Annotated in this window: 17 protein-coding genes; 7 read left to right on the top strand and 10 right to left on the bottom strand. The window is 67.3% G+C overall.

What is annotated here, in order from left to right; genetic code table 11:
- The first annotated feature begins 407 nt into the window (after nucleotides 1–407).
- Nucleotides 408–1,265, top strand: coding sequence for a hypothetical protein (locus tag JL475_RS35510; RefSeq protein ID WP_202282326.1), 858 nt, complete (start codon nucleotides 408–410; stop codon nucleotides 1,263–1,265).
- Here JL475_RS35510 and JL475_RS35505 read toward each other — a convergent pair.
- The 5 genes from JL475_RS35505 to JL475_RS35485 all read right to left on the bottom strand — a co-directional run bounded on the left by JL475_RS35505 (nucleotide 1,253) and on the right by JL475_RS35485 (nucleotide 4,450).
- Nucleotides 1,253–2,110, bottom strand: coding sequence for an aldo/keto reductase (locus JL475_RS35505; RefSeq protein ID WP_202282325.1), 858 nt, complete (start codon nucleotides 2,108–2,110; stop codon nucleotides 1,253–1,255). The genes JL475_RS35510 and JL475_RS35505 overlap by 13 nt on opposite strands.
- Nucleotides 2,044–3,240 (bottom strand): cupin domain-containing protein, encoded by a 1,197-nt coding sequence (locus JL475_RS35500; protein ID WP_202282324.1) that lies wholly within the window; start codon nucleotides 3,238–3,240, stop codon nucleotides 2,044–2,046. The genes JL475_RS35505 and JL475_RS35500 overlap by 67 nt, the downstream gene beginning before the upstream one ends.
- A gap of 86 nt (nucleotides 3,241–3,326) precedes the next feature.
- On the bottom strand, nucleotides 3,327–3,494 hold the full coding sequence (locus tag JL475_RS35495; RefSeq protein WP_202282323.1) for a hypothetical protein: 168 nt from the start codon (nucleotides 3,492–3,494) through the stop codon (nucleotides 3,327–3,329).
- Nucleotides 3,495–3,620: 126 nt separating this feature from the next.
- Nucleotides 3,621–3,911 (bottom strand): hypothetical protein, encoded by a 291-nt coding sequence (locus JL475_RS35490; RefSeq protein WP_307825273.1) that lies wholly within the window; start codon nucleotides 3,909–3,911, stop codon nucleotides 3,621–3,623.
- Nucleotides 3,912–3,958: 47 nt separating this feature from the next.
- Entirely contained in the window at nucleotides 3,959–4,450 is a 492-nt protein-coding gene (locus JL475_RS35485; RefSeq protein ID WP_202282322.1) for an ATP-binding protein, read from the bottom strand.
- 253 nt (nucleotides 4,451–4,703) lie between these two features.
- Here JL475_RS35485 and JL475_RS35480 point away from each other — a divergent pair, with 253 nt between their 5' ends.
- Together JL475_RS35480 and JL475_RS35475 are read left to right on the top strand one after the other, a co-directional pair.
- The gene (locus JL475_RS35480) at nucleotides 4,704–6,047 is read left to right on the top strand and encodes a transcriptional regulator (protein ID WP_202282321.1); all 1,344 of its coding nucleotides are present in this window, start codon (nucleotides 4,704–4,706) and stop codon (nucleotides 6,045–6,047) included.
- A gap of 73 nt (nucleotides 6,048–6,120) precedes the next feature.
- Nucleotides 6,121–7,293, top strand: coding sequence for a serine hydrolase domain-containing protein (locus JL475_RS35475; protein ID WP_202282320.1), 1,173 nt, complete (start codon nucleotides 6,121–6,123; stop codon nucleotides 7,291–7,293).
- Between the two features lie 292 nt (nucleotides 7,294–7,585).
- Here JL475_RS35475 and JL475_RS35470 read toward each other — a convergent pair whose 3' ends face one another.
- Complete coding sequence (locus JL475_RS35470) at nucleotides 7,586–8,245, bottom strand: HAD family hydrolase (protein WP_202282319.1); 660 nt, start codon at nucleotides 8,243–8,245, stop codon at nucleotides 7,586–7,588.
- Nucleotides 8,246–8,476: 231 nt separating this feature from the next.
- Between JL475_RS35470 and JL475_RS35465 the strand changes: the two genes are divergently transcribed.
- On the top strand, nucleotides 8,477–11,554 hold the full coding sequence (locus JL475_RS35465; RefSeq protein ID WP_202282318.1) for a hypothetical protein: 3,078 nt from the start codon (nucleotides 8,477–8,479) through the stop codon (nucleotides 11,552–11,554).
- Between the two features lie 724 nt (nucleotides 11,555–12,278).
- Here the strand turns inward: JL475_RS35465 and JL475_RS35460 are convergent.
- Nucleotides 12,279–12,593 (bottom strand): hypothetical protein, encoded by a 315-nt coding sequence (locus tag JL475_RS35460; protein WP_307825272.1) that lies wholly within the window; start codon nucleotides 12,591–12,593, stop codon nucleotides 12,279–12,281.
- 51 nt (nucleotides 12,594–12,644) lie between these two features.
- On the opposite strand from JL475_RS35460, the gene JL475_RS40750 reads away from it, so the two are divergent.
- The 3 genes from JL475_RS40750 to JL475_RS35450 all read left to right on the top strand — a co-directional run bounded on the left by JL475_RS40750 (nucleotide 12,645) and on the right by JL475_RS35450 (nucleotide 14,534).
- On the top strand, nucleotides 12,645–12,833 hold the full coding sequence (locus JL475_RS40750; RefSeq protein WP_307825271.1) for a hypothetical protein: 189 nt from the start codon (nucleotides 12,645–12,647) through the stop codon (nucleotides 12,831–12,833).
- Between the two features lie 231 nt (nucleotides 12,834–13,064).
- The gene (locus tag JL475_RS35455; protein ID WP_202282317.1) at nucleotides 13,065–13,748 is read left to right on the top strand and encodes a hypothetical protein; all 684 of its coding nucleotides are present in this window, start codon (nucleotides 13,065–13,067) and stop codon (nucleotides 13,746–13,748) included.
- Between the two features lie 351 nt (nucleotides 13,749–14,099).
- Nucleotides 14,100–14,534, top strand: coding sequence for a DUF5959 family protein (locus JL475_RS35450; protein ID WP_202282316.1), 435 nt, complete (start codon nucleotides 14,100–14,102; stop codon nucleotides 14,532–14,534).
- 170 nt (nucleotides 14,535–14,704) lie between these two features.
- On the opposite strand, the gene JL475_RS35445 is transcribed toward JL475_RS35450, so the two are convergent.
- From JL475_RS35445 to JL475_RS35435, 3 genes are all read right to left on the bottom strand, one after another.
- Nucleotides 14,705–15,067 (bottom strand): hypothetical protein, encoded by a 363-nt coding sequence (locus JL475_RS35445; protein WP_202282315.1) that lies wholly within the window; start codon nucleotides 15,065–15,067, stop codon nucleotides 14,705–14,707.
- Between the two features lie 364 nt (nucleotides 15,068–15,431).
- Complete coding sequence (locus tag JL475_RS35440; protein WP_202282314.1) at nucleotides 15,432–16,406, bottom strand: magnesium transporter CorA family protein; 975 nt, start codon at nucleotides 16,404–16,406, stop codon at nucleotides 15,432–15,434.
- A 140-nt stretch (nucleotides 16,407–16,546) separates the two neighbouring features.
- Nucleotides 16,547–17,110 (bottom strand): DUF5994 family protein, encoded by a 564-nt coding sequence (locus tag JL475_RS35435; protein WP_237409205.1) that lies wholly within the window; start codon nucleotides 17,108–17,110, stop codon nucleotides 16,547–16,549.
- Nucleotides 17,111–17,205 lie beyond the last annotated feature (95 nt).

The raw sequence follows: 17,205 nt of genomic DNA, 5'->3' as shown, positions 1-17,205 counted from the left end.
TCGGACCCGCCTCCATCGCTGTCGACCAGCACCGCCGACACCGCAGGTAATCACCAGCAACCGCGGGGCCGTTCACCGCAACGAACGGCCCCGCGGGAAAGACGAACACAAGCTGGCCCCTACCAGTCGGCTACCGATGCCCTATGGTCACGTCGCCCCCTCACGCGAACAAGACCGGTCTCCCGTCCACCCACCGCACAACCCGGGCTACAGGGGCGGCCTGGTCGATGACCGCAGCGACGCCTTCGGGGATGCCGGGGCGGAACTGGCGGTAGTACCCGGTGGTTCCGGTGAACAGGCTCACGTGGGCCGCCGTCCCGTGAGGTGCTGGATGGATGCGGCTGACGGTTGCCGCCGGTTCCTCGTGTCGGACTGCCTCCCGCCGCCCCGCTGCTACGGTCGCGTGTATGACGCTCTCGGTCTCCACGGGTCAGGCTGTTGACCTACGGGTGCAGCCGGTTGACGAGGTTCTTGATCGCGTCGCGCGGTCTCTCCAGGTGCGCCTGCTCCCGGATACGGTGGTGCGCAAACGCCGGTCCGTGGGAGCCCGGACAGACCGCGATACCTGGGTCCGGATCGAGCGGCGCTCGCCCGACAAGATCACCGATCAAGGGTGGAACGGCACCGAGTGTGCCGCCCGTCTAAAAGGCGTCGCCCAGCCGACATGGCAGGGATGTGTGGTCTGGTGGGACGCGGACGGGCCGGTGATGTGGCGGGCCGACGAAACCGGCCTCCTGCCGGCCGCTCCCGTCGGAAGCGCCGTCTTGAGCGAAGCCCCGGAACTGCCGGATGAGTGGTGGGAGGCGTTGAACGCCTCGCTGGACGCGCTGGCGGCTCATAGGACGAGGCGGGTCGCCACACCGGACACCGACACCATCACCCAGGAACTGGTCACCGAGTTCATCCGAGGTGTCTTCTCCGGCAACTTCGACACGACCGTCCAGCGATGGGTGCCGGCCCACGCGGACCTGAACTGGGCCAACGTGACCGCTCCGGTGTTCAGCCTCTTCGACTGGGAGGACTGGGGGAACGCACCGCAGGGGCTGGACTCCGCCTCACTGTGGGCGAGTTCGCTTGCCGTCCCCGCTCTGGCCGATCGCGTACGGCAGGAGCGCCGACGCGACTTCGAGAGCCGGGACGGCAAGCTGATGACGTTGTTCGCCTGCTCGAAGATCCTCGGACTGTACGCGCATCCGGAGGACCCTCGGCTGGAACCCGCGCGACGCATGGCCGAGCAGGTCATCGAGGAGCTTCAGGCGGGCTGACCCTGCAAGCGGTCACGAAGGAGTCTTCGGTACTCCTGGATGGTCCGCTCCTCGACCTCGCCGGTCAGGGCGCCGACGAGGTCGCCCAGATGGGAGGGTTCGTCGGTGCCCACCGCAACGGAGCTGACCCGCGGGAGGTGATAGGCCGCCCGGAAGGCTGCCTGCACGCGGGAGAGCCGACTGCTGTCCCGTAGGAAGACGCGCGGGTCGATCCTGGCCCACACCGGGGCGCTGGTGCTGCCTCCGAAGGGGCTCATCCCCCACACCGCACCGTCGCCCAGGTCCCATGCCTTGATGAGGGCATCAGCGGCATCGAGCGTTCCGGCTCCGACCAGCAGGCCGGCGCGGACCATGAGCACCGACGGCCTCGGTGCGGTCGGGTCGATCAGGTCCAGCAGCGGTGCCGGGTCCCAGGAAGCGACTCCCCAGGCGGCACACAGCCCTTTCGCCGCAGCGTCGTCGAGGACGGTGCACGCCTGCACCAGCACGTCCCGGTCATGCGGGGCGCCCTCACGGAGCGAGTGTTCCGGGTTGTGCAGGAACAGCAGGTCGGGCTCCCGCCCGAGGTCCTCGGCCGCCTGTTCCACAGCTGCGCGCAGTCGTACGGGATCCAGGCAGTGCTCCCCGCCGTCCGGCCCCGGGAAGTATCCGACCTTCGTGGAGACCGTGAACTGCGGCAGCAGATCACCGGCCGTCCGCGCCAGGATCCGATGCGAGCGGAAGCCGAGGTAGTTGGTGCTGGTGTCGAGCGCGGTGACACCGAGATCAAGCGCTCCGGTCAGGAGACGGCGCTCGTGACGAGACCGGTGTAGCCCGAGGACAACTCGGGTGTCAGCACCGCGCACAGCTCCTCCTTCACCAGGATCTCGGCCAGCTCCGTCACTTCGGCCCCGACGACGGCCGCGGCCCGCTCCAGCGGGACCGGCCTGCCGCTCAGCAGCGTCCGCAGCGCGGGCAGGGCCTTGACCGTGAGGGTGAGCTTCTTCCCTGCGGCCACCACGTCGATGGTCTCCCCGTTCTCCAGGACCCGGGGAGGGAAGTGGGTGGTGCACACCACGCCGTCGAGCGGCCCGAGGATGTCGAGGAACGGCACGTGGCGCGGCAGCGCCGTCTCCTGCTCGTACGCGGTCAGGAAGTCGGCCGGGGAGCGTTCGCCGACCAGCGTGGTGGCGGCCTTGGTCAGGGCCTCGCTGTCGGGTCCGTGCCAGCGGTCCAGGTCGTGCCGGAAGATCTCGTGTTCGCGGCACCAGTCGGCCAGCCAGGCGAGCCAGCTCGCTCCGGTGCGTTTGGTGATGCCGAACGTGACGTGAAGGCTCTTTCCCGAGCCGCTGCCGGTCCGGGTCGCCTGGTGCCAGTGTCCTCGGGGGATGTGCATGACGTCGCCGGTCTTCAGGAGGCCGGACCAGATGATCTCGTCGCTCGGGGTGTTGTTGGGGTCGGAGTCCCGGTACATGGGGACCTTGCGGGAGGTTGAGCGCACCTCCCACTCCTTCTCGCCCGCGAGCTGCACGATCACGACATCGTGGTCGTCCCAGTGCAGGGGGAAGCCGGCGGCGTCGTTCGTCGTCAGGTACGCGTTGACCTGCACGCGTTCGTGGGACCACCACTGCAGCGCCCGGCACGCGACCTCCATCGTCGGGTCGAAGACGTTGGCCTGGTCGAGGATGAGCGTCGCACCTTCCCGCAGGAGACTTCCGAGGCTGCGCATGTTGACCATGGGGATGCTCTGGCCCCGGGGGCTGACGCTGTCGGTGTAGTAGACGGCCGGGTGCACCTCTTCGCCCTTCTGAAAGCACCGGAATTGCGGGCGGTTGAGGCTCCTGCGCATCGCGATGTCGAGCAGGCGGTTCGGGGTCAGAAGGCGGGAGACGAGTGCGGGGTCGTCCATGCTCCCCCGTACGAAGCTCTTGCCCAGCTCCTCCGCTCCGCTCCACCCGAGCGCTGTCTCGATGGCGCTGATCAATCGATGTTCCATCGCTGTGTCCTCCATGAGTTTCGACCACGTGATGCGGACACGGAGGGGCCGGCACGGCCAGTCGTGCCGGCCCCACCGCTTGGTGCCTACTCGCTGTCGTGCAGGTTGCCGTCGCCGCCCGGCCACGGCGCGTCGCCGGAGCTTCCGGCGTTGTCGGACCGGAGGCTGTCGTACCGATCGTGGACGGCGGTCAGCTCTTCCACCGCCACCAGAAGGCCGCTCCGGGCCGGAGGCGGTGTCGTGCGCTCTGCCACCTCGTACTCCTTCCTCTTCGGTTCCCCCGCCAGGGCTCCGGCGGGAGGTAGTGACCACCCCACGGCCGTGGGAGAAGTGGATTTCCGTGGGGCGGCGGTCATTGGGCGGCGTGATGAGCCGCAGCGCTACACCGGCGGCCGGGCAACCCGGCCGTTCATCGGCAGGACGTCCGCGTCCTGGCGCATGTTGGTCTCCAGGACCCGCTGGTCCAGTTCGTACAGACACGCGCGGCAGGCGTGGAGGGCTGCGTGCATACCGCTCGACCGGACGGGACCGATCCACGTCACCTCGACGTCGTCACGTCCACACCACAGCCAGCACTCACCACGCGCGTGCCATTCATGGCGGTCCCACAGGGCGTAGGCGGTGGGCTCCCCTGTGACGGGGTCGATGTCGCGGCGGGTGGGCCGGAACACCACATCGGGATCAGGAGGCGGAGCCGCTCGTACTGCGTGCCGCCCCATCACGCGACTGCCAGAGTGAGCGACTTGGACTCGGCTGCGGCTCCACGCTTCGGCCGCAACGCGAACAACCTGCGCAGAACGGCAGCGCGGATGGCAGGCGCCGCCGTGGGAAGCACGATCTCCGCCCATACGCGCTTCCCGTGACCGGAGGGCTCCCAGGCACACCGCGCCGCAAGAAGACCGACCAGCGCCAGGCCGCGCCCGCTCTCGTCGTCGGCTTGGGCACAACCCATCTGCGGAGCCGATGAATTGCCGTCGAGGACGTCGATCACCAAGCGACCGGGCCGGTGGTACAGCTCAACGGTGACCGGCACCGCCCCGTGGACCACGGCGTTGGTGATGAGCTCGGAGGCGACGAGACGGATGGCGTCGACTGTCTCCTCGTCCAGCGGCACACCCCACGTACGCACCTTGTCGACGACTATGCGCCGGGCGAGGGGCACTTCCCTTTCCGTACCCGCAAGGACGAACCGATGGACGAGCGTGGGCATGACGGACGCCTCCGAAGAGCTGGAGAGCGGCTCCATCCCCGACGGGGACACGGAGATGGAGCCGCCGGTCTGAGGAGCCGTTCCGAGAGCGAGCGCCCTGGGCGTGCCCCACGGACGGCTGATACTCAGTCAACGGCGCCAGCTCGCACGTCGGAACGTTTCTAGGGGGTTTCTCCTGGGCACGCCCTCCCCGTTCACGGACACGGGAAGTAGCCTCCCAACTACGCCGTGAGGGGATGACGGGAGTGATGACGTGCCTGGTGAGCCGTTAGCAGTTCATCCGCTGAGCTTCGTCCTCCAGACGCGCGGGTGGGGGAAGGCCGAATTCGCCCGGCTCATGCAGAAGCACGGGAGGACGCTCGGGATCCCCCTGGCGACCAACCGGACGACCGTATGGAAGTGGGAGCAAGGACAGGAGCCGGACGCGGATGCCCAGCGTGTCCTCGCCGACCTGCTGCGTGTCCCGGACGAACAGGTGCGCGCGGAAGGATGGCCTCGGTGGCTCCCCGTTTGGGAGGTGACGGGGCTCACCGCTCCGTGGACCGAGGCCGGCACGGTCGAGGCGCTGTCCGATCTGGTGGGAAGCGGCCGCATGGATCGCCGGGGCTTTCTCACCATCACCGGCACCGCCTTGACGGGGCTCGCGGCGAGCTGGGTGGACGCGCCCTCCGCCTTCGCCTCGGCGCTGGGCGGTGACCGGGTCACGGACACGATGGTCTCGACGATCGAGCAGCGCATCTGCACCCTCCGCACGCTCGACGACCAGCTCGGAGGCGCTCGGCTTCTGGAGCAGGCACGCGGCGATCTCGCCCTGGTCACCGGTCTCCTCAGCGGTGGGCGGTACACCGACAGGGTCCGCATCCGCCTGTACGCGCTGGCGGCCCGAGTGTCGCACCTGACCGGCTGGATGGCCTACGACGCCGGCCTGCGATCCGCCGGCCAGCGCTACTACGTCGGCGCTCTGCGCAGCGCCCGTACCGCCGGGGACGACGCCTTCGGCGCCTTCATCCTCGCTGAGATGGGAGTGCACGTCTCCGAAGCCGGACGCACCGCCGAGCGGGTCGACCTCATCTCGACCGCCATCGACAACGCTCCCCACTCCCTGTCGTCCTGCACCCAGTCCTTCCTCTACCTGCACAAGGCCGAGGCGCTGTCACGCGACGGCTACCACCGCAAGGCCGGAACGGCACTGAACCGCGCCGCTTCCCTCTGGGAGCGTGACGCGGCGGAGGAGAACCCGGACTGGCTCGACTGGTTCGGCGAGGCGCAGTTGAGGTCGACCGAGGGCAAGGTCCTGTTGCGCTCCGGGCAGGTGGAGCGCGCGACGAGTTCCCTGGAGACCTCCGTGGCGAGCGCGGCTCCCCGGGACAAGGCCGTACGGTCCAGCAGCCTGGCCGAGGCGCGACTCGCCGGCAGTGACCTGGAGGGAGCACTGGACGCCGCGAACTACGGCGCCGGACTCCTGGAAGACAGTGTCAGCTCCGTACGAGCTCTGGACCGCCTGAAGGAGTTCTCCACGCGGCTCGAACCGCACAAATCCGTCCCCTCTGTCCGCGAGTTCCGCGAGCGCCTACAGGCACTGCCCGTCGCAGCCTGATAAGCACCGCCTCGGACGCCGAGGGCGAGCCCGCCCCGCCGGGGAGGGCAGCCAAACTGCCAGGATGAGCGGCATGACGACGATCGACGGTGAGGTGGCGCCCGGGTTCGAACCGGTGCGTGAGGCGTTCATGGCGAACTTCGTCCGGCACGGGGACATCGGCGCGGCGGTGTGCGTATATCAGTACGGTCGGCCGGTGGTGGACCTGTGGGGCGGCGTCGCCGACCCCGAAACCGGTCGTCCGTGGACACGGGACACGCTGCAACTGGTCTACTCGGCGACCAAGGGAGCGACCGCGACCGCGGCGCACATGCTGGCCGAGCGCGGCGCGCTGGACCTGGACACACCGGTGGCGAAGTACTGGCCGGAGTTCGCCGCGAACGGCAAGGCGGACATCCCGGTGCGCTGGCTCCTGTCCCACCAGGCTGGCTTGGTCGCGCTGGATCAGCCAGTGCCGTTGGAGGAGGCGTTGGCCTGGCATCCGATGGCAGCAGCGTTGGCCGCCCAGCGCCCCCTGTGGACTCCGGGCACGGCTCACGGGTACCACGGCCGGACCTGGGGCTGGCTGGTCGGCGAGGTGATCCGCCGAGTCTCCGGCCGCTCGCCGGGCCGCTTCTTCGCCGAAGAAATCGCGGCCCTTCTCGGGCTGGACTTCTTCATCGGATTGCTGGCGGGTGAACGCGACCGAGTCAGCCGCATGGTGTACCAGCGGCCGGACGTCGACCTCACCACCGTGCCCGCCGAGTCGCTTCCCGAGGAACTCCGCGAACAGGTCGCCGCCTGGCGTGACCCGCACTCCTTCAGCAACAGGGCGTACGCGGTCACCGCCCCCGCCGAGATCGACTTCGGCTCACCGGAGGTGCAGGCCGCAGAACTCCCAGCTTCCAACGGCATCGGCACCGCACGCGCACTGGCACGCATGTACGCCGCGCTGATCGGCGAGGTGGGCGGCGTTCGCCTGCTCACCCCGGAAACCCTGGCGTCAGCGACCAGAGAGCAGGTCGGCGGGAAAGATCAGGTGATGCTGATCCCAAGCCGATTCAGCACCGGCTACATGCTGCCCACCGAGGCCAACCCCATGACCGGCCCGAACGCCTTCGGCCACACGGGCCGAGGTGGCTCACTCGGCTTCGCCGACCCGGAGCACGGCATCGCCTTCGGCTACGTGATGAACCACATCATCGGGGGGCCCGATGATGTGCGTGCGACCTCGTTGGCCGACGCGGTGCGAAGGTCACTGGTGTAACTGGTCGAGGTACACGCCGCAAGACCGCAGTACCGTCCAGCTGACTGCCTGCCACCCGAGTCGGGTAAGCAGCGCACTGTCGTCCTCGGCGAACTAGCCGCGGTCGAAGCCGCCGACGGAAGGCCGGAGGAAGCGTGCCGCTACGCCATCCAGGCTCTCGATCAACTGGCGATCACCTGGTACGCCACCGGCATAGACCGCCTCCGCGAGGTCCGCCGCACGCTCACCCCGTGGCAGAACAAGCAGTGCGTGCGGGACCTCGATGATCGTCTCTACGACTGGGGTACGACGGTCAGCGCCCTTCAGCGTTGAACTTGGCGATCTTCTCCGGCAGCTCCGCGAGTGAGTCGATGCGCATCGTCGTGATCGCGTCCGCGTCCGGGTCACGCTGCTGGATCGTGCCCCAGGGCCCACGCCGGATCAGGGCGGTCAGAAGCCCGGCCTGCACAGCCGGGCGGATGTCGTTGTCGAGCCGGTCACCGACGTACAGGATTTCCCCCGGCTCGGCAGGCGCCGCCTCGATAACGCGCTTGAAGAACCTCACGTCCGGCTTCGACACCCCCCAGGCGTCACTGGTGGCGACCATGTCGGACGGAAGGTCCAGCTCCCGCAGCAGGCCGCCAGCCCGGACGGTCTGGTTCCCGGCGATGCCCACCCACAGCCCCGCCTCGCGCAGCGCGGCTAGCGTCGGTCGAACGTCCGGGTACAGGTCCCCCTCGCCGAACCACTCCGGCTGCCCGGCAGCCGCGCGCTTCTCCCGCTCTTCGGTCAGATCGAACCCGGGCCGGAACTCCTGGAACGTCTCCCGATAGTCGCGCCCCTGCGCGATGACGGCGCCGAACATGGCCGTGAAGGTGTGCCGCGGCACTCCCAGCCAGTCCGCCCATGTCCCGTACTCCCGGGTCTCGTCAACGAGGCACTCACCGACATCGAACACCACAGCACGAATCATGTTCCGCAGGTTAGACGGTTCAGCACAACGGGCGAAACGGGTCTCTCGGACAGCAACGGTCTCGACCGCCTGGCGGGAAACGCTGGCCTCGGAAGGTCAAGGCCTCGAATACACCAAAGTGTTGGACGCCGGCAGCAGAATCCGTCCGATCCGTTGGGCCCTCCAAGTCGCACTTCACATGTTGTGCGATCGCATAGAGGGGTCCATCCTCAATTCACTTGCCTTGCCCGCATGTTGTCGTACGTCTGCTTCGGAGGATTGAAGGTGCCGCAGATCGACACCCGTCTCGTCCAGACCGCAGTCATCGGGGGACGGGACTCGGACCAGCCCGTCATCCTCCCCGAGGAACCGCACAACCTGGACGAGTTCCGTCGTCAGTTCGGCACTGACCGTTTCTGGTGCGGCACGCTCCTCGGCGGCTGCGGGGAAAAGCTGATGACCAAGCGGTACGAGACCAAGGTCTGTCACTTCTCCCACTACCCGGACCGCCGCGGAGACCGCGCGGTATGCCACCGCACCGCCAACGGCGTGGACAGCGCCGATCACCTGTTCATCAAGGTGCATGTGACCCGGTGGCTGGCGAACCAGGGGCACGCGGCTCAGGCCGAGTTGCGCAGCCTCGGGCACGGCCCGGGCGACGCAGTGGACTTCTGGCTACGCGCCACGGAACAACACCTTCGGTTCGAACTGCATCCGGAGGACTACCGGAGCTGGCGCAAGGCCGCGGACAGTCTGGGGGCCAAGGAAGGTCATATTGAGTGGGTCTTCGGGCCCGACGGTGTGATCACTCGCGACATGGTGGCCCGCCAGGGCTACGCCCTGCGTGTGCGGTGCGAGACGAAGGGTAATGACCGTCGCGTTCTCATCGGCACCGCGACCGAGAACCGTACTGTCGCGTGGGCGCCTCTTGAGCAGTGCCGGATGACCAACAGCGGCCTCGTGACACCTGCCCTTGAGGAACTGCGTGCCGAGGGGATCATCCGCGAGGGCGGCATGCGCATGGACCCGCTCCCGGGCAGCCTGCCGTTGCGCGGCACCGAGATCGTTTTCGCGGTGGACACGGAAACCGCGCCCCCGGCGACGTCGCCGTTCGCCGTGCCCGGCCGGCATCTGGTGTCGGGCTTCGTCAAGCCGGCGGGGAGCCGCATCATCCGGGCCCACCTGTCGCTGCCCGAAAAGATCCCGATTCCCACGGAACAGTACGTTTACCAGTTGTCGGGCGCGGTGCGGCTGCTGATCACGGACCCTGATGAAGGAAACGGCTCATCGTGGGCGGTCCGTGCAGACAGTCTTGTGCAGCTCAACGGTCTGGACGCAGAACGCACCGGCCTGTGGCGCCCCAGCGTGGCCCTTGACGAGCAACTCGACACAGCACCTCGTTCATCACCTGTTCGCACCGAGACCACGCCTGCTGAGCCCATACGCAGCAGGGCGGCGACCGTGCTCCGACAGGCACTGGAACGAGTGGCTCGAGAAGGCACCACGACCACGTGGCACGAACTCGCCCGCCGGACTGGGCTCGACCTCGCTCACCTGCCGGACCCCAAACGTCGAGACCTGCTGGTCGCGGTGGACAAGCCACTGAGCCCCGACCGGCCGCTGCTGTGCGTCCTGATCGTCGCCAGCTCCGGGCGCCCTCTTCCTTACCTGGGCACCGTCCTGCGGTTGCTCGGAGCCGCTGCTCCGGCCTCGGAGACTGCTCTGCGCCGGTGGGGTGAGGCCGCGATCAGGAAAGCGCATGAGGCGTATGGCCACAAGCCAGCGTCCGTACCGACGCCTTCCGCGGCATCACCCACCGAGGCAGTTGCCGACACAAAGGAGGCAACCCGGCACTCCGACTCTGTCGAGGCATCCCGACAGTTGGTGGTCATACGGGCGAGGCTGCGAGAAGCGGGAGCTGTGCTCCTCCGATCAAGCGGCCGTCGCGCCACTCGCTTGGCGCAAGCCATCGCACAAGGCGAGGCGCACGCCTGGCAGTATCGCGACGCCCGTCGTGAAAGCCGCACTCTCCGTTCCTGGCTGAAGGCCAGTGACCCCGTCCTGAATGAACTCGACCGCCTGATCGGCCGCCCGATCACGCCCCTGGAGCCAGCCAGCCGACCTGCCGACAGCAGGAATTCGATACAGCAGCATTTCAAGGCCCGTGGCGGAGGACCGAACGACTCCACGGCGGTCGGCCAAGGAGAGCACGATCGGCGGATCGAGGCGGCGCGGAGTGTCGCCCGCATCTCGGAGCTCTTCGTGACAGCAAGGATTGCCAGCGATCTGGCAGAGGCAGTAAAGCTTCGGCAAGAGGCGGAGAGGATCAGCGACCACGAGCTCACGGGAGAGGTGCGAGAGCGTCTCCACCGTCTGCGTGCTGACATGCGGGAGTGGATCAGCACCCGTGAATCCGAGCAGGCTCACGAAGCGGTGCCCGCCGAAGACTCGACAGAAGCGACACAGCTCGCCGCTTTTGCCGAGGCGCGGGCCGAATTCGAGTGGCTCGTCCAGGAGATCGGCGCCGCCCAGGAAGCCGGAGATCTGGCGGCAGTAGAGACGGCCCGACGCCTGGCGGGCCCGGTCTACGCACGGCGACTGTCACCGACCGACCGGGAGAAGTACACGCCCTTCATGCGTGAAGTGAAGGCGTGGTGCCATGAGCGGGACCCGAAGAAACAAGTGGACCCGCCTCTTCGGAAGATTCGCCAGCTACTCGCCGGGCTGGGCCGCATCCGTGAGACCCGATCCGCGGATGAACTCGCTGACACACTCGACGAGATCGTGAGGCTCCGCCGCCAACTGGCCCAACCGCTACCCCCTGCGGAGGACAGGGAAGTGAAACGCTGGCGACACCGGTTGAAAGACCACAGGCCCGTCGAGCACGAGCGTTCCGCGCCGGCGGAAACAACCGCACCGCGGAACGCGTCCCCCCGGCAGAGGGACGGCACAGCCGACCCACGGCATGCTGATCGCCTCCCGATTGAGACCATCGACAAACTCGCAGCCGCTGTCCGCGAGATCCTCGCGGACGCCGCCTGTAGCGGCGGCAGACTCTTGACGTGGAGAGATCTCCGTCTGCGGATGGGCGGCGGCCTGCCTCACCTGCACCCCGATGACCAAGGCGAGTTGCTCGTGGCCGTGGACCGGGAAACACCGGCCGACGAACCTTTGCTGTCCACGCTGATCACCAGCACGGACGCTTCACTGCACTGGCTCTACCGCCACGTTCGCTTCAGCCTCGGCCGCGAGCGCATCCCGGCTTCGGAGCTTGAAGCCCACTGGGCGACCGAAGTATTGCGGCTGCGGCAAATCTGGCGTTACCGATAGTGAGTGAGGTTTCCTCAGCGAAGATCATTTCCAGTGGTTGTTGAGTATGAGGGCGGCGCGGGTTATCGGCGTTGAGCGTTCTTCTCGAGCGTCTGACGCTTCACTTGTCTCCACGAGTACACCGTGAGGACGAGAGACACGCAGCCGATCGCTAGGGACATCAATCGCTTGGCGATGCCATCAAGATTGATGGCGCCTCCGAAGCCTGCCACGAGGCCGCAAAAGCCGAGGAAAAGAGATCGCTGGCCCAGCAGCTGATCAACCGAGCCTCTGATGAATCCGCCGCCTTGCAGCGAGTTCCACGATTTTCTCAGTGTCATCTCATCACTCGACTTTCGTCGTTCTGATCGGCCGTCATGTCAAGTCCGGGCTGGCTGCGGCCCATTCCCACGCCGACAAGCGCGAAGGATGGCGCTATCCATGGTGTAAGCCCTACCAACCTGACCCCCCGATCAGTTGCATGTCGTAGGTGGAGCGTAGCTCCTTCACTGTGCATCTGGGCCGTCCGAAGGCCTCACCCGTCGGCACGATCCGCTCGTGTCCGCACGGTGAGGCTGTTGGCGCAAGGCCTTTCCCCGTGCCACAACCGTGCCAGAACGAGCGGGGAGCCACGGGGAACGGCAGGCCCCAGCAGGGCGTATACCCCACGTCCGCCAGAGAGCTCCTTCCGCAGGTCAGCCGCCAAGTCGCCCAACCTCGCTCCTAAAGCGGGTGTCCAGCGTGCTCACCGATTCCACATCTGATGGAACTCTCCGGCCGGGATAGGCTCCAGCGGATCCTTCTCAGGATCGACCGCTTGGTCTGTCAGGCCGCCGTGCTCGTCTTCCAGGTGCTCCCAGCTGTACCGGTGGAGCTGGCCAGCTGAGGTCAGCTCCACCTGCTTGACGATAACCAACTCGCCGCGGTCCGGTACGGCCTCGATGTACCAGAGGCCGCCTTCCTCGTCAGCATGGCGGAAGTGGTGTCGCAGGGTGGCGCCCTCGTCGAGTGCCCGGTAGTACGCCATGATCTCTGTCGCGATGCGCTCTGGGTCAGCCACGAGGCCATCGTGCCAGCGAGCGCATACGGAAGTACGGCAGGAGGGGGGACTGTGGGTAGGAGACGCTACGTAGCCCGGGGTGTGCCAGGTGGATACCGGATCTGGGACAACCGAGGACGTCGTTGGTGGGGGGATCTTTACGAGTTGTGTCCTGACGATCTCGTGGCCGAACTCAACGGCCAAGCGGCCCCCGCACGGATCACTGCACTGATGAAGCGCTACAGGGCGCAGAAGCGATAGGCACTGCCGGGACGGGGACGAGGCATGCGTGCACCACAAGCGCACCAGAACGGGCGGGGAACCACGGTGAAAGCGACCGGGCCCAACGAGGCCCTATCTTGGTCGTTCGCGCGGGTCAGTGCACGAATGAGCCGCGAATGACCGCAGCTTCCCAAGCTGATGTCGCCCTCGGCTTAGCCGCGGATTCGGCCGCCAGCCTGGTTTGTCGGGGGCAACGGCTACAGTCCGGGCATGCTGCTGCCACGCCCTGCCGAGGGGGCCGAAGGCCCGTACGACGCCGGGTATCTCCCCTGGTTGGAGATGACGTTCCACGCTGTCGAGGAGCCCATCACCGAGCCCGTCGCCAAGCTGGGCGGTGATCCCGTATGGCTGGACGAGCCCTGCTGGCCAGTGCACCCCGGCACCGGGGAGCCACTGGACTTCATCGGGCAGTTCCCCGTCCCGGCGGAGCCCGGCGAGGAACGACGTATGGCATACCTCTTCCTGTCGTACGACGACTACGAGACCGGCGGCATGGACCCGGAAGACGGCGAAGCCGCCCTGCTCATCCAGCCCGGTGGCCGAATACCCGAGTTCGCCGCCATTGGGCCGGCCGGGACGAAGGGGCGCTCCCTGTGGCGGTTCGGCGCTGACGAGGAGTTGGTGCCTGTCGAGTTCCGGATCGAACTGACGCCGGTACCGGACGAGGCGGAGCGAGACCTGAAGACGCACGGCATCGTCGACGTCGACAACTACCTCGGAGGCCGACCCGCCTACCCCGACTGGGCCGGTGTCAAGTCGCCATGGCGCTTCTACTTCTGTCTGGCAGGTACCGACCTCGACGAGCAGTACTTCCTGAACTTCGCCCACGGCCACGGATACGCCTACCTCAGCCCAGACCGCCTGGAGGGCCGCTTCAGCTGGGAAGCGGCCTAGACCGCGCCACCCGTCGCCATGGCTGACTGCCATTGGCTGAGGTTCAGACGGCCGTATCGGAGTCCCCGTCGTCAGTCGGACGGGCGGCCGTGCACCGGGCAAGGCTGGGCCGTCTCTGGGCCGTCCGAGGCAACTCGGCAGTGGCCAACAACGACCAACGACGGCCACTGAAGCGCCCGGGACCACCGCCCGGACCAGCGGAAACGCAGGTCACCAAGATCTCCGACAAGACCCAGGGCAAGAAGACAGGTCTTGAGTCACCCATTGAGACGGTGAGCGCAGCAGGCATCGTCAGTGGTGCTGTCTAGAGTGCGCAGCATCAGCGCTGGACCGAACACCCAGGGGTGGGACATGAAGGAGCCCGAGCGGTTCGCACTGCTGCGGATCACCGGTAAGTACGGCGGCAGTGTTGTGGTCGAGTTGAACGACTCCTGTGCCCCGGGCATCCCGGACGTGGAGGGGCAACTCCTGGTCCACAACGATTTCGTGGCCGGTGTCCTCGACACCTATGTGGATCCAAGAGATCTGGCCGGCTGGGCACACGTATTGGACGAGGTCGCCGCAGGGCGCGACGCCGTCTGGCGTGAGGCTGCGCGAGTCGCCGAGATTGGCATCCGCCTGAATTGGCGGGAGGACGACCACGATGGGATCACGGTCACCATCGCAGACCAGCAGACCACCAGGCTGGCCCTCTCCCTCGAAGTGGACCGCGGCTGGATCGACGAGCAGCGTGCCCTGCTCAAGAGGCTCGGCACCGTCTGGGCGCACCTGATCCCGACGGACTGAGGAGCTTCAGGGGGCAGCCCGTGCCACAGGCGTGCCAGATACAAGGGTCGGCCACGGTCAACGGGGGGGTCTCGCGGTCGAGTTCTCGGTGGCCTGCCCAGGTGTCGAAGCTCCAGGTCAGCGCCCCCACTCCCCCGCCTCTCTCCTAAAGCGGATGTCGAGGGTCGACGTCATTCCTCGCGGTGCTGAGCAAACACCTGCTGCTGCTCGTCCTGCCAGCTCCAGTTGGCCGGCCGGGAGAAGGGCAGGCTTCGGGCAAGGATGGAGAACTGGTCGGACGGCTCCCGTCTGGCCTTGTTCACCACAATCGCCGAGAGCATCGGTGCTCGTCCATCTTCATTGCGGTGGAGGCATACATCCTTGAGCAGGTAGGTCATGACTCCGCGGTGAGGCGGGATGGAGTCGAAGCCCTGTGCCGCCAACTCGGCGCTCAGCTCCCCGTACGTGATGGTCTGTCCCTGCCGGGCCCGCTTCCGCAGGATCTCCACGGCCGCTTCGACCGCTGCCGGGTACTCCGGGTCCTTGATCCTCATTGCCCCTCCCCCATCGCTGGACACTGCCCAGCCTGCGCATCGTACCGGCCGGACACCGGCCCGGTACTGCTACAAGCGGTACAGCAGCGAAGTACAGCAACCTTCCTGACCTCAGCCGACCACCAACGGCCATCAGAGGCCTTCCGACCAGCCCACTGACCCTCGATGAGCTTTCAGCCAGTAGTTCGGGACGAAGAGGTCGTGGGTTCAAATCCCGCCACCCCGACAGAGAAACACCAGGTCAGGCCCGGTGCTGAGAGATCAGCACCGGGCCTGATTTGTTGTGCGGACCCGGTTTGGGAGCCGACTGCGGGAACCGGCTCCCAGGGCCCGTCTGCCGACGAGCACGCAGGAGCGTGTGTGGTCAGAGCCAGTCCCAGTGCTTGAAAGCGAAGTACAGCGTCAGAGAGACAACGACGATGACGGCGCTGGAAACGATGAAACCCGACTGGTGTCCGAAGCCGGGGTAGGGAAGGTTCTGTCCGTAGAAGCCAGTGATCGCCGTGGGCACGGCGATGATCGCGGCCCAGCTCGTCACCTTCTTCATGATCAGGTTCATCCGGTTCGCCTGCACCGACAGGTTGGCCTCCATCACCGAGGCCACCAGGTCGCGCAGAGACTCCGTCCACTCGCCGGCACGCAGCACGTGGTCGTACACATCTCGGTAGTACGGCAGCAAGGGACCGTCGACGACGTCGAGGTCGGGACGCATGAGGGCGTTGACGACCTCCCGCATGGGCAGAACCACGCGACGGAGCCGGACCAGTGATTTCCGCAGGGCATAGGACTGGCGCTGTACGGTCTGGATCTGCCGGCCGCCTTCGGCGAAGAGCAGATCGTCCAGTTCCTCGATACGTTCATCGAGTTGCCGTACCGCGGCGAAGTGCCCGTCGACGACATAGTCGAGCAGGCCGTGGAGCAGAAAGGCGACCCCATGCGCTGCCAGAGCCGGGGTACGGTCCCACCGGGCGACCAGCTCGTCGAGGGCGAACCCGGCGTCCTTGCGGACCGTGATCAGCGCCTGCGGCGTGAGGATGACCGCGAGCTCGCTCATCGTCAGTCCTGCGCCGTCCGGGTCGACGGCGACCGCGTAGACACTGAGGAAGTGATGGGTACGGTAGTTGTCGAGTTTCGCTCGCTGTCCCTCGTGCAACGCGCCCTCGAGAGCCAGCTCGTGGAGGCCGAGTTCCTCGCCGACCGCCGTGAACTCGGCACGGTTCGGGCGGTACAGGTCCAACCACACGGTCGAAGACGGATCCGCCAGATGCCGGGAGATGTCCCGGACCGGGAAGTCCTCCTCGACCAGGGAGCCGGCGCGGTACAGCCGAGTATGGGCCATGTCGCGCACCCTAACGGCACCAGCGGAACATCAGCGGACACCACTACCGGGCATGCACCCCGACTGGCGGTACCGCCCCGATCACCTTGAAGTCGGCGCCGCAGCAAAGACAGCCCTATGGGCGCTCGGGCCTCCAGACGTCATTCCTGGGGCTCGTGGCGTTCCTCGCCGGTCCGAGGGTCCTCCGCGGGGATCGGGTGTGCCTGATGGGTGCCGGTGTCGATGAGGATCTGTGCGGCATGGGTGACATGGCCGGCCCGGACGGCGCCGGCCATCGCGGCACGGGCGGCATCGGGTGTCGCGTGCGGCGGGACCACGAGAAGGGAGAAGTGGTCCTGGTCGCCCCGAGTGATCAGGGCGGTGTCATCACCGACCGGGAAGGAGTCGATAGGGACGACCTGGTCGTCGATGACCGGGCGCGGGGGAAGTTCATCCCGTGCGGTGGCGTCCAGGCCGACGCGCGTGATGGGGCCGAGGTGCCCGGTCAGCACGTGGATGAGGTCGGGCAGCTCCGCGCCGATGTCGCGGGAACGCGGCCACCACGCGCCGTCGAGATTGCCTTCCCGGGATTGTGTCGTCGCCAGCCGCAGAAGAACTGTCCCGGGTTTCGCGGCCCGATGGATCGCGTCCGGCAGGAGCCCGCGAGACCTGGTCCGCAGCGGCCCGGCACTCGGCCGGGGCGAGGACGGCGCCACCACCGCCATGGTGATCGACACGCTCTTCTTCCTCGCCCTCGCCGCCGCACACTGGCACGCCCAGCGCCAGCACGCCCAGCAAGCCGCAGCCGCCCGGCAGGCAG

Origin of the sequence: Streptomyces sp. M2CJ-2 (genome assembly GCF_016757295.1) — a bacterium.
In the GTDB taxonomy this organism is placed as follows: Bacteria; Actinomycetota; Actinomycetes; order Streptomycetales; family Streptomycetaceae; genus Streptomyces.
The sequence above is the reverse complement of the archived record's forward strand: the minus strand, read 5'-3'. Positions and strand labels throughout refer to the sequence as shown.

Bases quoted from the DNA above. Each gene is read 5' to 3' on its own strand.
- JL475_RS35510 (WP_202282326.1), top strand. From the start codon at position 408: ATGACGCTCTCGGTCTCCACGGGTCAGGCTGTTGACCTACGGGTGCAG.
- JL475_RS35500 (WP_202282324.1), bottom strand. From the start codon at position 3,240: ATGGAACATCGATTGATCAGCGCCATCGAGACAGCGCTCGGGTGGAGC.
- JL475_RS35485 (WP_202282322.1), bottom strand. From the start codon at position 4,450: ATGCCCACGCTCGTCCATCGGTTCGTCCTTGCGGGTACGGAAAGGGAA.
- JL475_RS35475 (WP_202282320.1), top strand. From the start codon at position 6,121: ATGACGACGATCGACGGTGAGGTGGCGCCCGGGTTCGAACCGGTGCGT.
- JL475_RS35470 (WP_202282319.1), bottom strand. From the start codon at position 8,245: ATGATTCGTGCTGTGGTGTTCGATGTCGGTGAGTGCCTCGTTGACGAG.
- JL475_RS35465 (WP_202282318.1), top strand. From the start codon at position 8,477: ATGTTGTCGTACGTCTGCTTCGGAGGATTGAAGGTGCCGCAGATCGAC.
- JL475_RS35455 (WP_202282317.1), top strand. From the start codon at position 13,065: ATGCTGCTGCCACGCCCTGCCGAGGGGGCCGAAGGCCCGTACGACGCC.
- JL475_RS35450 (WP_202282316.1), top strand. From the start codon at position 14,100: ATGAAGGAGCCCGAGCGGTTCGCACTGCTGCGGATCACCGGTAAGTAC.
- JL475_RS35445 (WP_202282315.1), bottom strand. From the start codon at position 15,067: ATGAGGATCAAGGACCCGGAGTACCCGGCAGCGGTCGAAGCGGCCGTG.
- JL475_RS35440 (WP_202282314.1), bottom strand. From the start codon at position 16,406: ATGGCCCATACTCGGCTGTACCGCGCCGGCTCCCTGGTCGAGGAGGAC.
- JL475_RS35435 (WP_237409205.1), bottom strand. From the start codon at position 17,110: ATGGCGGTGGTGGCGCCGTCCTCGCCCCGGCCGAGTGCCGGGCCGCTG.